Source organism: Palleronia rufa (assembly GCF_000743715.1).
GTDB classification, from domain to species: Bacteria; Pseudomonadota; Alphaproteobacteria; order Rhodobacterales; family Rhodobacteraceae; genus Palleronia; species Palleronia rufa.
Genome location: NZ_JQEY01000003.1, coordinates 236,650 through 249,441, shown reverse-complemented (window position 1 = coordinate 249,441; position 12,792 = coordinate 236,650). Strand labels below are relative to the sequence as shown.

The 12,792-nt window shown below is 69.7% G+C and carries 17 protein-coding genes; all 17 read left to right on the top strand.

The features are described 5' to 3' along the window. Positions 1-24 precede the first annotated feature (24 nt). The 17 genes from fabD (at position 25) to KW83_RS06920 (ending at position 12,788) form a co-directional block, all read left to right on the top strand. Positions 25-963, top strand: a complete 939-nt coding sequence (fabD, locus tag KW83_RS07000) for an ACP S-malonyltransferase (protein WP_036176617.1) — start codon at positions 25-27, stop codon at positions 961-963. A 3-nt stretch (positions 964-966) separates the two neighbouring features. Next, positions 967-1,704, top strand: coding sequence for a 3-oxoacyl-[acyl-carrier-protein] reductase (gene fabG, locus KW83_RS06995; RefSeq protein ID WP_036176615.1), 738 nt, complete (start codon positions 967-969; stop codon positions 1,702-1,704). A gap of 173 nt (positions 1,705-1,877) precedes the next feature. Continuing rightward, entirely contained in the window at positions 1,878-2,117 is a 240-nt protein-coding gene (locus KW83_RS06990; protein WP_036176613.1) for an acyl carrier protein, read from the top strand. Positions 2,118-2,475: 358 nt separating this feature from the next. Beyond that, positions 2,476-3,738, top strand: a complete 1,263-nt coding sequence (fabF, locus tag KW83_RS06985; RefSeq protein WP_036176611.1) for a beta-ketoacyl-ACP synthase II — start codon at positions 2,476-2,478, stop codon at positions 3,736-3,738. Beyond that, on the top strand, positions 3,738-4,892 hold the full coding sequence (gene mltG, locus KW83_RS06980; protein WP_036176609.1) for an endolytic transglycosylase MltG: 1,155 nt from the start codon (positions 3,738-3,740) through the stop codon (positions 4,890-4,892). Before fabF ends, mltG begins: the two co-directional genes overlap by 1 nt. A gap of 138 nt (positions 4,893-5,030) precedes the next feature. Then, the gene (locus KW83_RS21390; RefSeq protein ID WP_235191376.1) at positions 5,031-5,444 is read left to right on the top strand and encodes a hypothetical protein; all 414 of its coding nucleotides are present in this window, start codon (positions 5,031-5,033) and stop codon (positions 5,442-5,444) included. Beyond that, positions 5,422-6,702 (top strand): DNA-packaging protein, encoded by a 1,281-nt coding sequence (locus tag KW83_RS06970; protein WP_036176606.1) that lies wholly within the window; start codon positions 5,422-5,424, stop codon positions 6,700-6,702. Before KW83_RS21390 ends, KW83_RS06970 begins: the two co-directional genes overlap by 23 nt. Before the next feature lie 98 nt (positions 6,703-6,800). Beyond that, positions 6,801-7,958 carry a phage portal protein gene (locus KW83_RS06965; protein ID WP_036176603.1) on the top strand — a complete coding sequence of 386 codons (1,158 nt, stop codon included), beginning with the start codon at positions 6,801-6,803 and terminating at the stop codon, positions 7,956-7,958. Between the two features lie 2 nt (positions 7,959-7,960). Continuing rightward, positions 7,961-8,497 carry an HK97 family phage prohead protease gene (locus KW83_RS06960; protein ID WP_200879662.1) on the top strand — a complete coding sequence of 179 codons (537 nt, stop codon included), beginning with the start codon at positions 7,961-7,963 and terminating at the stop codon, positions 8,495-8,497. 36 nt (positions 8,498-8,533) lie between these two features. Further along, positions 8,534-9,721 carry a phage major capsid protein gene (locus KW83_RS06955; RefSeq protein WP_036176600.1) on the top strand — a complete coding sequence of 396 codons (1,188 nt, stop codon included), beginning with the start codon at positions 8,534-8,536 and terminating at the stop codon, positions 9,719-9,721. Positions 9,722-9,863: 142 nt separating this feature from the next. Next, positions 9,864-10,445, top strand: a complete 582-nt coding sequence (locus KW83_RS06950; RefSeq protein ID WP_036176597.1) for a head-tail connector protein — start codon at positions 9,864-9,866, stop codon at positions 10,443-10,445. Continuing rightward, complete coding sequence (locus KW83_RS06945; protein WP_036176595.1) at positions 10,445-10,783, top strand: head-tail adaptor protein; 339 nt, start codon at positions 10,445-10,447, stop codon at positions 10,781-10,783. Before KW83_RS06950 ends, KW83_RS06945 begins: the two co-directional genes overlap by 1 nt. Continuing rightward, on the top strand, positions 10,780-11,193 hold the full coding sequence (locus KW83_RS06940) for a DUF3168 domain-containing protein (RefSeq protein WP_036176592.1): 414 nt from the start codon (positions 10,780-10,782) through the stop codon (positions 11,191-11,193). Before KW83_RS06945 ends, KW83_RS06940 begins: the two co-directional genes overlap by 4 nt. Positions 11,194-11,208: 15 nt before the next feature. Then, positions 11,209-11,622, top strand: coding sequence for a phage major tail protein, TP901-1 family (locus KW83_RS06935; RefSeq protein WP_036176591.1), 414 nt, complete (start codon positions 11,209-11,211; stop codon positions 11,620-11,622). Beyond that, positions 11,622-11,936 (top strand): gene transfer agent family protein, encoded by a 315-nt coding sequence (locus tag KW83_RS06930; RefSeq protein WP_036176590.1) that lies wholly within the window; start codon positions 11,622-11,624, stop codon positions 11,934-11,936. Before KW83_RS06935 ends, KW83_RS06930 begins: the two co-directional genes overlap by 1 nt. Next, complete coding sequence (locus KW83_RS06925) at positions 11,933-12,130, top strand: rcc01693 family protein (protein ID WP_036176589.1); 198 nt, start codon at positions 11,933-11,935, stop codon at positions 12,128-12,130. The genes KW83_RS06930 and KW83_RS06925 overlap by 4 nt, the downstream gene beginning before the upstream one ends. Position 12,131: 1 nt before the next feature. After that, entirely contained in the window at positions 12,132-12,788 is a 657-nt protein-coding gene (locus tag KW83_RS06920; RefSeq protein WP_036176587.1) for a phage tail tape measure protein, read from the top strand. Positions 12,789-12,792 lie beyond the last annotated feature (4 nt).

Below are 12,792 nucleotides of genomic sequence, written 5' to 3'. Positions count from 1 at the left end.
CCGGACAGCCACGTGGAGGCAGGCATGACCCTTGCACTCGTCTTTCCGGGACAGGGAGCGCAGACCATCGGCATGGGCCGCGATCTCGCCGAGACCTATCCGCAGGCGCGCGCCGTGTTCGAGGAGGTCGACGCGGCCCTGGACGCGCCGCTGTCGCGGTTGATCTGGGAGGGCGCGCAGGACGACCTTACCCTCACCGCCAACGCCCAGCCGGCGCTGATGGCCACGTCGCTGGCGGCGATCCGGGCGCTGCAATCCGAAGGGTTCGAGATGGGCGACGTCGCCATGGTGGCGGGCCATTCGCTGGGCGAGTATTCCGCGCTGGCCGCGGCGGGCGCGCTGTCGGTGACCGATGCCGCGCGGCTCTTGCGCCTGCGCGGCCGCGCGATGCAGGAGGCCGTCCCGGTGGGCGACGGCGCGATGGCGGCGATCCTGGGTCTGAACCTGGCGCAGGTCAGGGCCGTGGCCGAGGAGGCCGCCGGCGATCAGGTCTGCCAGGCGGCCAATGACAACGATCCGTCGCAGGTGGTCGTGTCGGGACACCGATCGGCGGTGGAGCGCGCCGTGGACCTGGCCCGCGAGGCGGGCGCCAAGCGCGCGGTGCTGCTGCCCGTTTCGGCCCCGTTCCACTGCGCGCTGATGCAGCCCGCCGCCGACCGGATGGAGGCCGCCCTGGCGGATGTGGCGATCCGCGCCCCCGCCATGCCGGTGGTGGCCAATGTCACCGCCGCCCCGGTCACCGATCCCGACGAGATCCGGGCGCTGCTGGTGCGGCAGGTCACGTCGGCGGTCCGGTGGCGCGAGTCGGTGGTGCGGATGATCGCCGACGGGGTGGACACGGTCTGGGAGGTCGGCGCCGGCAAGGCCCTGTCGGGAATGATCCGGCGCATCGACCGGTCGGTGGCGACGCAGGCGGTCGGGACCGCCGCGGACGTCCCGGCGGCACTGAAACAGGAGGTCTGAGCCATGTTCGATCTGACGGGAAAGGCGGCGCTGGTCACCGGCGCGTCGGGGGGCATCGGCGGCGAGATCGCGCGCGGGCTGGCGGCCGCGGGCGCGCGGGTGGGCCTGTCGGGCACGCGCGAAGGCCCTCTGAAGGCGCTTGCCGACGAGCTGGGCGAGGGCGCGCATGTGCTGCCCTGCGACCTGTCGGATGCCGACGCGCTCAAGGCGCTGCCGAAGCGGGCGGTCGAAGCGATGGGATCGCTGGACATCCTGGTAAACAACGCCGGGATCACCCGCGACCAGCTGATGCTGCGCATGTCCGACGAGGACTGGCAGAGCGTGCTCGACGTGAACCTGACGGCGGTGATGAAGCTGAGCCAGGCGAGCCTGCGCGGCATGATGAAGACGCGCTGGGGCCGGATCGTCAATATCTCCTCCATCGTCGGCGCGACGGGCAACCCGGGACAGGCCAATTACGCCGCGGCAAAGGCCGGGATGGTCGGGTTCTCCAAATCGCTGGCCTATGAGGTTTCGACCCGCGGGATCACGGTCAACTGCGTCGCCCCCGGTTTCATCGAAACGGCGATGACCGAGAAGCTGACCGACGATCAGAAGGCGGGCATCCTCGACCAGGTGCCCATGGGCCGGATGGGCAGCCCGGCGGAGATCGCGGCGGCGGTGGTGTATCTGTCCAGCCCGGAGGCGGGTTACGTGACCGGCACCACCCTGCACGTGAACGGCGGCATGGCGATGCTCTAGGGCGGCGATTCCGTTTGCCACGGCAATCCGGTATGTTATAGCGGGCCGCACATTTCAGGGCATCGAAGTACATGGCTTCGGGGCCTATCGCCCTTGAAACAAGGGCCAAAGACGCAGCAATGCCCCATGCGGGCGGACAGTGAGCGGGCCCGTCCCGGAGAGAAGGAAAGAACATGAGCGAAGGCGACATCGAAACCCGCGTCAGGAAAAAAGTTGTCGAGCATCTCGGCGTCGAAGAGGAGAAGGTGACCGAGAACGCCTCGTTCATCGACGACCTCGGCGCCGACAGCCTCGACACCGTCGAGCTGGTGATGGCGTTCGAGGAGGAATTCGGGATCGAGATCCCCGACGACGCCGCGGAGACGATCCAGACCTTCGGCGACGCGGTCTCCTACATCAAGCAGGCGACCTGATCGCCACGCGTCCCTCCGGGGTCGGAGGATAGGGGACGCGGTTCGGGACATCCGGGCCGCGTCCCTTTCGCGTTCGCCCCTGGGTCCGGGCGCAGAGGGCTGCGGCGCGACATCGCCATGCGCGGTGGGCGGACGGCGGCGGATCGGAGCTGCCCGCGCACCGCCCCGGGGGGCAGGCGGGGCCGGACCGCGCCGGGGACGGAGAGCGACCGCACATCGCCCGCAGACTGCGCCGGGACGCGGACCCGGTGCGGGGCAGCGTCCGGTTGCCGCCGGCCCGGGCGCTGCCCCTTTCAACCGGACCGTCGCGCGTGTATCACGCGCGGCGACGAGGGTACCGAAGGCGAGGGGCAGCAGAATGCGGCGTGTGGTCATAACCGGGTTGGGGATGGTCTCTCCCCTTGCCTGCGGCGTCGAGGAGACCTGGTCGCGGCTTCTTGCCGGGCAATCCGGCGCGGGAACGATCCAAAGCTTCGACGCCTCGCATCTGGCGACGACCTATGCCTGCGAGGTGCCGCGCGGCGACGGGTCCGACGGCACGTTCAACCCCGACGACTGGATGGAGCCCAAGGAGGCGCGCAAGGTCGACGACTTCATCCTGTACGGGATGGCCGCGGCCGAGCAGGCGATCCGGGACGCGGGTCTGGGCGGCGAGAGCGCCGCGGAGCTGGAGCGGATCGGGGTCATGATCGGGTCCGGCATCGGCGGTCTGCAGTCCATCGCGGACACGGCGGTGATGATCCGTGAAAAGGGCCCCCGGCGGGTATCGCCGTTCTTCATTCCCGGATCGCTCATCAACCTGATTTCCGGGCAGGTGTCGATCCGCTACGGCTTCAAGGGACCGAACCACGCGGTGGTGACGGCATGCTCGACCGGGGCGCATGCCATCGGCGACGCCGCGCGGCTGATCGCGCTGGAGGATGCCGACGTGATGATCGCGGGCGGCGCCGAAGCCGCCGTCTGCGAGATCGGCATTGCCGGATTCAACGCCTGCAAGGCGCTCAGCACGAAATATGCCGACGATCCCACCCGCGCGTCGCGGCCCTGGGATGCCGACCGCGACGGATTCGTGATGGGCGAGGGCGCGGGGATCGTCGTGCTGGAGGACTACGACCGGGCAAGGGCGCGCGGGGCCACGATCTATGCGGAGGTGATCGGCTACGGGCTTTCGGGCGACGCCCATCACATCACCGCCCCCCCGCCCGACCATGAGGGCGCCGAACGGGCGATGCGCGCGGCCGTCAAGCGGGCCGGCATCGACGTGAGCGACATCGACTACGTCAACGCGCACGGCACCTCGACCATGGCCGACACGATCGAGATGGGGGCGGTCCAGAGGCTTCTGGGCGATGCGGCGGGGGCGGCGACCATGTCCTCGACCAAATCCGCGACGGGGCACCTGCTGGGGGCCGCCGGCGCGATCGAGGCGATCTTTTCCACGCTGGCGATCCGCGACCAGGTGGCGCCGCCGACGCTGAACCTCGACACCCCGCCGACGGACGCGGTGATCGGCCTGGCCCCCAAGGCCAAGGTGGAGCGTGAGATCGACGTGGCGCTGTCGAACTCCTTCGGGTTCGGCGGCACGAACGCCGTTCTGTTGCTCAGGAAGGTCGCCGGCTGATGTGGAAGCACATGGTCTCGAACGCGCTCAGCCTGTTGATCGTGGCGTTGATCGCAGTGGCCGGGGCCATCGGCTGGGGCGTGAACGCGTACCGCGCGGAGGGGCCGCTGACCGCGGGTATCTGCCTGCGGGTCGAGCCGGGCTCGACCATGGTCGGCGTGGCGAACGACCTGGAAGCGCAGGGTGCCGTGACGTCGCCGCGGATCTTGCGCATGGGGGCGGACTACACCGACAAGTCCGGGGCGCTGAAGGCCGGCAGCTTCCGGGTGCCGGAGGGCGCGTCGATGGAAGAGATCGTGGATCTGGTGACGAGAGGCGGCCAGTCCACCTGCGGCACTGAAGTCGTCTATCGCATCGGGGTGCGCGCGAAGCAGATCCAGCTGCGCGAGCTGGACCCCGCCACCAACCGCTTCGAAATCGACGCCGAGTTCGACCCCGCCGCGGGCGATGTGCCCGAGTCCTACACGCAGGTCCGGGGCCAGGCCGACACGCGCTACCGGATCGCCGTGGCCGAGGGGGTCACGAGCTGGCAGATCGTCGATGCACTGCGCGCCGCCGATTTCCTGAAGGGGGACGTCGCGGAGGTTCCGGCGGAGGGCACGCTGGCGCCCGACAGCTACGAGGTCAGCCCCGGCGACAGCCGCGCGAACCTGCTGGCGCGCATGGAGGCGCGGCAGGACGAGCGCCTGGCCGCGGCATGGGAGGATCGCAGCGGCGATCTGCCCTACGACACGCCCGAGGAGGCGCTGATCATGGCGTCCATCGTGGAGAAGGAGACCGGCGTGCCGGACGAACGCGGCCGGGTGGCGAGCGTGTTCATCAACCGGCTGGAGCAGGGGATGCGGCTGCAGACCGATCCCACGGTGATCTACGGCATCACCAACGGAGAAGGGGTGCTGGAGCGGGGGCTGCGGCGCTCGGAACTGGACGCGGCGACACCCTACAACACCTACGTCATCGACGGCCTGCCGCCGACCCCGATCGCCAATCCGGGGCTGGAGGCGATCCGGGCCGCGCTTGCCCCCGAACAGACCGACCTGCTGTATTTCGTGGCCGACGGCACCGGCGGCCATGCCTTTGCCCGGACGCTGGAAGAGCACAACGCGAATGTCGCGCGCTGGCGCCGGATCGAGGCCGAGGGCGCGGGTCAGTAACGACCCGTTGGCTTTTGGGTTCTGACAAGGCGGCTTCGGCCGCCTTTTTCTTTTCAAAGCAGTGATTTGCGGAACCCGCGGCAGGCTTGGCGCGCGGCACGCGGTGGCCATGCCCGATGGCAATATCTCAGCGGCAGAGTGTCCGGAGAGCTGGATGGCATCGGTGTGGTGCCACTCGACCGGAGGCCTTTGGTGTGGGGACAGGGCATGACGGTCATACGACTGAACGACGGGGATGAGGACGAGGGGCGGCGGATCCTGAAGATCGCGGAACGGAAATGCGAAGAGATCCTCGACGATCTCGAAGCGTGCCAACTGTTCTTCCGCGACCGCGACGACCTGCCGGATACGGAACTGAAACGGGTGCTGCAGAACCTTAGCCGGTCTCTGTCGCATGTGTTCGATGAGAGGAAGCGCTTTGACGAGCTACGCAAGAAACAGCTGGGAGTCGTCCACGACTTCGCGCTCGACTTCGACGACGCCCGCAACAGCATCGGGGGCCGACTGGATCGCCTCCGCGCCGCGCAGCGTGCAGGAAAGCTTTCTGAATGAGCTGACGGAAGGAGAGCTGCTGGCACTGCCGTATCTCTTCGAGTTCTGGGCGATGGAACATCAGCTCGCCCCTGAGGGCGACTGGCGGTCCTGGGTGATCCTGGGCGGGCGGGGCGCGGGCAAGACCCGCGCCGGCGCCGAATGGGTGCGCAGCATGGTCGAGGGGTCGCGGCCCCTCGATCCGGGGGAGGCGCGTCGGGTGGCGCTGGTGGGCGAGACGCTCGACCAGGTGCGCGAGGTGATGATCTTTGGCGAGAGCGGGATCCTTGCCTGCTCGCCCCCCGACCGCCGCCCCGTCTGGGAGGCGACGCGCAAGCGGCTGGTCTGGCCCAACGGGGCCGTGGCGCAGGCGTTCTCGGCGCATGATCCCGAGGCGCTGCGCGGGCCGCAGTTCGATGCCGCCTGGGTGGATGAGCTGGCCAAGTGGAAGCGGGCAGAGGAGTCGTGGGACATGCTGCAGTTCTGCCTGCGGCTGGGCGAGCGGCCGCGGCAATGCGTGACCACCACGCCGCGCAACGTGCCGGTGCTGAAACGGCTGCTGCAGTCGGACACGACCGTGCTGACCCATGCGCCGACCGAGGCGAACCGCGCCAACCTGGCCGGGTCCTTCCTGGAGGAGATGCGCACCCGCTACGGCGACACGCGGCTGGGGTTGCAGGAACTCGAAGGCAAGCTGCTGGAGGATGTCGAGGGCGCGCTCTGGACCGCCGGACAGTTGGCTGACTTGCGGGTATCCGACCCTGGCGCACTGGGCCGGGTGGTCGTGGCGGTGGACCCGCCGGTCACGAGCGGCGCGGGGGCGGACACCTGCGGCATCGTCGTGGCGGCGCTGAGCGGCTGCGGCGAACGGGTCGTGGTGCTGGAGGATGCCAGCATCTCCGGCGCGTCGCCGGCTGCCTGGGCCGAGGCGGTCGTCGCCACCTATCGCCGCCATCGCGCGGACCGCGTGGTGGCCGAGGTCAACCAGGGCGGCGAGCTTGTCGAGACGGTGGTGCGGCAGGTGGACCGTACGGTGAGTTACCGCGGTGTTTACGCCTCTCGGGGCAAGGTCTCACGAGCGGAGCCGGTGGCGGCGCTTTACGAGCAGGGACGGGTCACGCACCTGGGACGGATGGCGGAGCTGGAGGCGCAGATGGCGCAGATGGCAGTCGGCGGCTTCAAGGGTCGGGGGTCTCCCGACCGGGTCGATGCGCTGGTCTGGGCGGTGACGGAACTGATGGGACGGCCGCAGGCGCGGCCGGGCGTGCGGGCGCTCTGACGCGGCCGGGATCGACGGAACGGAAATTGGCGGCGACACCGCGCAGGGCAGGGCCCGTGTGCGGGCGGGATCGTTGCGGCCGAAAGAGGAGCTAAGGAATGTTTCAGTTTCTGAAGCGGGGCGGTGAGGCGCCCGAGGCGAAGGCGAGCGCGGCTGGCGCGCTCTCCGCCCCGGCGATTGCCTATGGGGGCGCGGGCCGGGTGGCCTGGACTCCGCGCGACACCGCCTCGCTGACCCGCGTGGGGTTCCTGGGCAACCCGGTGGTATTCCGCTGCGTGAAGCTGGTGGCCGAGGCGGCGGCGGCGCTGCCCCTGGTCCTGGAATCCGACGGTGCGCGGATGGAGACGCATCCGGTGCTGCAATTGATGGCCCGTCCCAACGGCGCGCAGGGCCGTGCGGAACTGCTGGAGGCCGTCTATGGCCAGCTGCTGCTGACCGGCGACGGCTATGTGGAGGCGGTGGGCGAAGGCGCGCTGCCGGCGGAGCTGCATGTCCTGAGATCCGATCGCATGTCGGTGGTGCCGGGCGCCGATGGCTGGCCGGTGGCCTACGATTACAGCGTCGGCGGCAAGCGGCACAGGTTCGGCGCGGCGCAGGTCTGCCACGTCAAGAGCTTTCATCCGCAGGACGACCACTACGGTCTGAGCCCGATGCAGGCGGTGGCGCAGGCGATGGACGTGCACAACAGCGCGTCGCGCTGGTCCAAGGCGCTTCTGGACAACGCGGCGCGGCCCTCTGGCGCGATCGTCTATCAGGGCGGAGAGGGGATGCTGGACCCGCAGCAATACGACCGGCTGGTGGCCGAGCTGGAGACCCATCACCAGGGCGCGCGTAATGCCGGGCGGCCGATGCTGCTGGAGGGCGGGCTGGACTGGAAGCCGATGGGGTTCAGCCCGTCGGACATGGAGTTCCAGAAGACCAAGGAGAGCGCGGCGCGCGAGATCGCGCTGGCCTTCGGGGTCCCGCCGATGTTGCTGGGGATCCCTGGCGACGCGACCTACGCCAACTACGCCGAGGCGCATCGGGCGTTCTATCGCCTGACCGTGCTGCCCCTGGCCGCACGGGTGGCGAGTGCCCTGGCGCAGTGGCTGGAGGGGTTCGTCGGCGAGGATCTGGAGATGCGGGTCGATCTGGACCGGGTGCCGGCGCTGTCGGCGGAGCGGGACGCGCAATGGGCGCGGGTGTCGTCGGCCGCGTTCCTGAGCGATGCGGAAAAGCGGGCGCTGCTTGGCCTCGCCCCCAAAGAGGAAGACTGAACATGGATCTGGAGCGCAAGTTCTGCGGGCTCGAAAGGGTCGAGACGGACGGCAGCGAGATCGCGGGCTATGCCTCGGTCTTCGGGGTGTCGGACCAGGGCGGCGACGTGGTCGAGCCCGGTGCCTATGCGGTGTCGCTGGAACGCCTCAGGGCACGGGGCGGACGGGTCAAGATGCTGTGGCAGCACGATCCGGCGCAGCCGATCGGCGTCTGGGACGAGGTGCGTGAGGACGCGGCGGGCCTGTGGGTCCGGGGACGCATCCTGACGGACGTGGAAAAGGGCCGCGATGCCGCGGCCCTGGTGGCGGCAGGGGCGATCGATGGCCTGTCCATCGGGTATCGCACGCGGAAGGCCACCAAGAACGACAGGGGCCAGAGGCTCCTGTGCGAGCTGGAGCTGTGGGAGGTGTCCCTTGTCACCTTCCCGATGCTTCCAGAGGCGCGGGTCGATGCCAAGGGCGACGCGCCCGGCGCCGATCCGTTGCAAGAGCTGGCGGCGGCGATCCGGTCCGCGCGCCTTTCCCTGGCGGGCGGCTGACAGCCCGGCACCAACCACCACCATCGAGGACATGCGATGAGCACGACCGAGACCAAGGCTCGGGCGGAGGGGGCGATTGTGCCCGACGCCGCCGGGGACGTTAAGGCCGCGATGGCCGAGTTCGTGAACGATCTCAGAGCGTTCAAGGACGATATCGAAACAAAGATGCAACAGCAGGAAGAGCGACAGACCATGCTTCACGCCAAATCGCAGACCGGGCGTCGCCCGGCGCTGGCCACCTCTGCCGAAATCGAAGTGCCCCATCAGAAGGCGTTCGAGGACTACATCCGCTCTGGCGACGACGACGCGCTGCGCGGACTGGCCCTGGAAGGCAAGGGCATGTCCACCGTCGTCTCCGGCGACGGCGGCTACCTGGTCGATCCGCAAACCTCCGCCACGGTCAAGGGCGTGCTGAAGTCCACCGCCTCGATCCGCCGGATCGCCACGGTCGTGAACGTCGAGTCCACCTCCTACGACGTGCTGATCGACACCGCCGAGATGGGGGCCGGATGGGCCAGCGAGACCGGATCGGTGAACGAGACCGGTACCGGCCAGATCGACCGCATCACCATTCCGCTGCATGAGCTGTCGGCGCTGCCGAAAGCCTCCCAGCGGCTGCTGGACGACTCCGCCTTCGACATCGAGGGCTGGCTGGCCGGTCGCATCGCCGACACCTTCGCCCGTGCCGAGGCGCGCGCCTTCGTGCTGGGCGACGGCGCCGAGAAGCCGCGCGGTTTCCTGACCCACCCGGTGGTGGACGAGCAGAACTGGGAGTGGGGCAAGCTGGGCTACGTCGCCAGCGGTGCCGACGGCGCCTTCGCCGATGCCGATGCGATCGTGGACCTGGTCTATGCCCTGGGCGCGCAGTACCGCGCCAACGCGAGCTTCGTGATGAACTCGAAGACCGCGGGCGTGGTGCGCCGGCTGAAGGACGCGGACGGCCGCTTCTTGTGGTCGGACGGTCTGGCCGCGGGTGAGCCGGCGCGTCTGATGGGCTATGCGGTGCTGATCGCCGAGGACATGCCGGACGTCGCCAAGGACAACGCCGCCATCGCCTTTGGCGACTTCGCCTCCGGCTACACGGTGGCCGAGCGTCCGGACTTGCGCATCCTGCGCGACCCGTTCTCGGCCAAGCCGCACGTGCTGTTCTACGCCACCAAGCGCGTGGGCGGCGACGTGAGCGACTTCGCCGCCATCAAGCTTCTCAGGTTCTCGGCCGTTTGAGGCCGGGACGGGCCGTCCGCAGGTGCGGGCGGTCCGGCAGGCGCGCGTCGCGACACGCCGACCAGCTTTCCCTCCGTCCGAGCGGCGTGGGGACGCGCGCCTGCGCAATTCGGACGGAGAAGCGGAGAGAAGGAACACGGGGATGTATCTAGTCGAGCAAACTGGCCTGGACGGGGGCGCTCTGCCGCTGGCCGAGCTGCGCGCGCATCTGAGGCTCGGCCGGGGCTTCGCCGATACCGGCCTGCAGGACCCGGTGCTGGAGCGGGCGCTGAAGGCCGCCATCGCCCAGGTCGAGGCGGCCACCGGCAAGGCGGTCATCGCGCGGGGCTTCGTGTGGACGGTCAACGCCTGGCGCGACATGGGGCGGCAGGTGCTGCCCCGCGCGCCGCTGGTCGAGATGACCGAACTGGCGATCATCGGACTGGACGGGACGCGCGACGCGATCGCTTTGGACCGGATCCACGTGACCCGCGATGCCCATCGCCCGGCCCTGGTGGCCAAGGGCTTCGTGCTGCCGCCGATCCCGGTGGGTGGCCGGGCCGAAGTCACGTTCCGGGCGGGTTTCGCGGACGACTGGGCGGGGGTGCCCAACGATCTTTCGCTGGCGATCCTGTCGCTGGCCGCGGGGCTCTACGAGGACCGGCTGGCCACGGGCGACATGCCGAAGGGAATCCGGTCGCTGCTGGCGCCCTATCGCCAGCCCCGCTTCTTCGGTGGCCTGTGATGCGGACGGTGGAATTGACGCGCGAGCTGGTGCTGGAGGCGCCAGTGGAAACGCCAGATGGTCGCGGCGGGCGCCGGCGCGAGTGGCGCGAGCTCGGAACGCTCTGGGCCGACATGCGGCCGCGGTCGGGACGCGAGGCGCGCGGCGAGGGCGTGCGGTTGAGCCTGTCGTCCTGGCGGATCCTGGTGCGCGCCTCACCGGTGGGCGCCGAATCGCGGCCCCGGCCGGGACAGAGGTTCCGGGAGGGCGAGCGGGTGTTCGACATTCTGGCCGTCACCGAAACCGACGGCGGGGCGCGCTGGCTGACCTGCCTCGCGGAAGAGGAGCGATCGGCATGAGCTACGGGGTTTCTCTGGCATTGCAGGGCGCCGTCTATGTCGCCCTTCGGGACGACACCGCCCTGACCGCGCTGGTGGGAGAGGACATCTATGACGGGATGCCCACGGGCACGGTCCCGAGCCTCTACGTGAGCCTCGGTGAGGAGACCGTCACCGACCGCTCGGACGCGACGGATGGGGGGGCGTGGCACGATTTCGTGGTGTCGGTCGTCACCGACGCCAACGGGTTCGCCCAGGCGAAGGAAGTGGCCGGCGCGGTGTCGGACGCGCTTCTGGGCGGGCCGCTGACGCTCGCCCGGGGGCATCTGGTCGGGATCTGGTTCCGGCAGGCAGTGGCGCGGAGGGTCCAGAAGAGCGGCCTGCGCCGGATCGACCTGCGCTTTCGCGCGCAGGTCCAGGACAATTCATAAAGCGGAGTAAGGGATATGGCGGCCCAGAACGGCAAGGATCTCCTCATCAAGCTGGACATGACGTCCGAGGGGTTTTTCGAAACGATCGCGGGGCTTCGGGCCCAGAGGATCTCGTTCAACGCGGAAAGCGTGGACGTGACAAGCCTGGACAGCGACGGCGGGTGGCGCGAGCTGCTGGGCGGCGCGGGGATGAAGAGCGCGTCGATCTCAGGCTCGGGCATCTTCAAGGACGCCGACACGGACGAGCGGGTCCGGCAGGTGTTCTTCGACGGCGAAACGCCCCGCTTTCAAGTGGTGATCCCGGATTTCGGCATCGTCGAGGGTCCGTTCCAGATCACCTCCATCGAATACGCAGGCAGCCATAACGGCGAGGCGACCTACGAGATGTCCATGGCCTCTGCCGGCCGCGTGCAGTTCACGCCGCTCTGATGGCCAACCCGTGGGCCGGCGAGGTGGCGCTGACGCTGGATGGCGAGCGGCGTGTGGCCAAGCTGACGCTGGGCGCACTGGCCGAGCTGGAGGCCGAGCTGGGCGCCGACAGCCTGGTGGCGCTGGTGGAACGGTTCGAGTCCGGCCGTTTCGGCACCCGCGACATGGTGGCGGTGGTGGCCGCGGGTCTGCACGGCGGCGGCTGGGCCGGCACCTCCGCGGACCTCTTGGGCGCGGAGATTTCCGGCGGTCCGCTGGAGGTCGCGCGGGTGGCCGGGGCGCTTCTGGCGCGGGCCTTCGCGGTGCCGGGATGACCCGGTTCGACTGGCCGGTGCTGATGCGCGCCGGGATGCACGGGCTGGGCCTGAAACCGGCCGAGTTCTGGGCGCTGACCCCGGTCGAGCTTGAGATGATGCTGGGGCGCGGCGGCGGGTCCGCGCCCCTTGGACGGGACCGGCTGGCCGAGCTGAGCGCGGCCTTTCCCGACGTGACACGCGAGGAGCGGTGACATGAGAGAGATCGAAGGGTTCGAGGACGATCTGCAGACGTTCGAGGCAAGCGTTGGTGGCGCCCGCGCCGTGCTGGTGGCGTTCGATGCCGAACTCAGGGCGATGCAGTCCACGGTGACCGACACCGGCCGCGAGGTCGCGGTGCTGTCGCGAGGCATCAGCAGGGGGCTGAAGTCGAGTTTCGAGGGGCTGATCTTTGACGGGCAGAAGCTGTCGGAGGCGCTGAAGGGCGTGGCGCAGTCGATGATCGACTCGGCCTACAACGCCGCCGTCAATCCGGTGATGAAGCATCTGGGGGGCGTTCTGGCAACCGGCGTCAACGCCGCGATGGACGGGCTGACGCCGTTCGCCGACGGCGGCGCGTTCTCTCAAGGGCGCGTCATGCCGTTTGCCACCGGCGGCGTGGTGCAGGGCGCCACGGCGTTTCCGATGCGCGGCGGTACCGGCCTGATGGGCGAGGCCGGCCCCGAGGCGATCATGCCGCTGGCCCGCGGGGCGGACGGCCGGTTGGGCGTGCGCTCGGGCGGGGGTGGCGGCGGACCGGTGCAGGTGGTGATGAATATCCAGACGCCCGATGCCGAAGGCTTTCGCCGGTCGCAGAGCCAGATCGCCGCGCAGATGAGCCGGGCGCTGTCGCGCGGCCAACGCAACCGCTGAGGAG

Excerpts from the sequence above, each read along its gene's own strand:
- KW83_RS06930 (WP_036176590.1), top strand. The coding sequence starts at position 11,622 with ATGGCCAACCCGTGGGCCGGCGAGGTGGCGCTGACGCTGGATGGCGAG.
- KW83_RS06925 (WP_036176589.1), top strand. The coding sequence starts at position 11,933 with ATGACCCGGTTCGACTGGCCGGTGCTGATGCGCGCCGGGATGCACGGG.
- fabG (WP_036176615.1), top strand. The coding sequence starts at position 967 with ATGTTCGATCTGACGGGAAAGGCGGCGCTGGTCACCGGCGCGTCGGGG.
- KW83_RS06990 (WP_036176613.1), top strand. The coding sequence starts at position 1,878 with ATGAGCGAAGGCGACATCGAAACCCGCGTCAGGAAAAAAGTTGTCGAG.
- KW83_RS06935 (WP_036176591.1), top strand. The coding sequence starts at position 11,209 with ATGGCGGCCCAGAACGGCAAGGATCTCCTCATCAAGCTGGACATGACG.
- fabD (WP_036176617.1), top strand. The coding sequence starts at position 25 with ATGACCCTTGCACTCGTCTTTCCGGGACAGGGAGCGCAGACCATCGGC.
- KW83_RS06960 (WP_200879662.1), top strand. The coding sequence starts at position 7,961 with ATGGATCTGGAGCGCAAGTTCTGCGGGCTCGAAAGGGTCGAGACGGAC.
- fabF (WP_036176611.1), top strand. The coding sequence starts at position 2,476 with ATGCGGCGTGTGGTCATAACCGGGTTGGGGATGGTCTCTCCCCTTGCC.
- KW83_RS06945 (WP_036176595.1), top strand. The coding sequence starts at position 10,445 with ATGCGGACGGTGGAATTGACGCGCGAGCTGGTGCTGGAGGCGCCAGTG.
- KW83_RS06940 (WP_036176592.1), top strand. The coding sequence starts at position 10,780 with ATGAGCTACGGGGTTTCTCTGGCATTGCAGGGCGCCGTCTATGTCGCC.
- KW83_RS06950 (WP_036176597.1), top strand. The coding sequence starts at position 9,864 with ATGTATCTAGTCGAGCAAACTGGCCTGGACGGGGGCGCTCTGCCGCTG.
- mltG (WP_036176609.1), top strand. The coding sequence starts at position 3,738 with ATGTGGAAGCACATGGTCTCGAACGCGCTCAGCCTGTTGATCGTGGCG.
- KW83_RS06920 (WP_036176587.1), top strand. The coding sequence starts at position 12,132 with ATGAGAGAGATCGAAGGGTTCGAGGACGATCTGCAGACGTTCGAGGCA.
- KW83_RS06955 (WP_036176600.1), top strand. The coding sequence starts at position 8,534 with ATGAGCACGACCGAGACCAAGGCTCGGGCGGAGGGGGCGATTGTGCCC.
- KW83_RS06965 (WP_036176603.1), top strand. The coding sequence starts at position 6,801 with ATGTTTCAGTTTCTGAAGCGGGGCGGTGAGGCGCCCGAGGCGAAGGCG.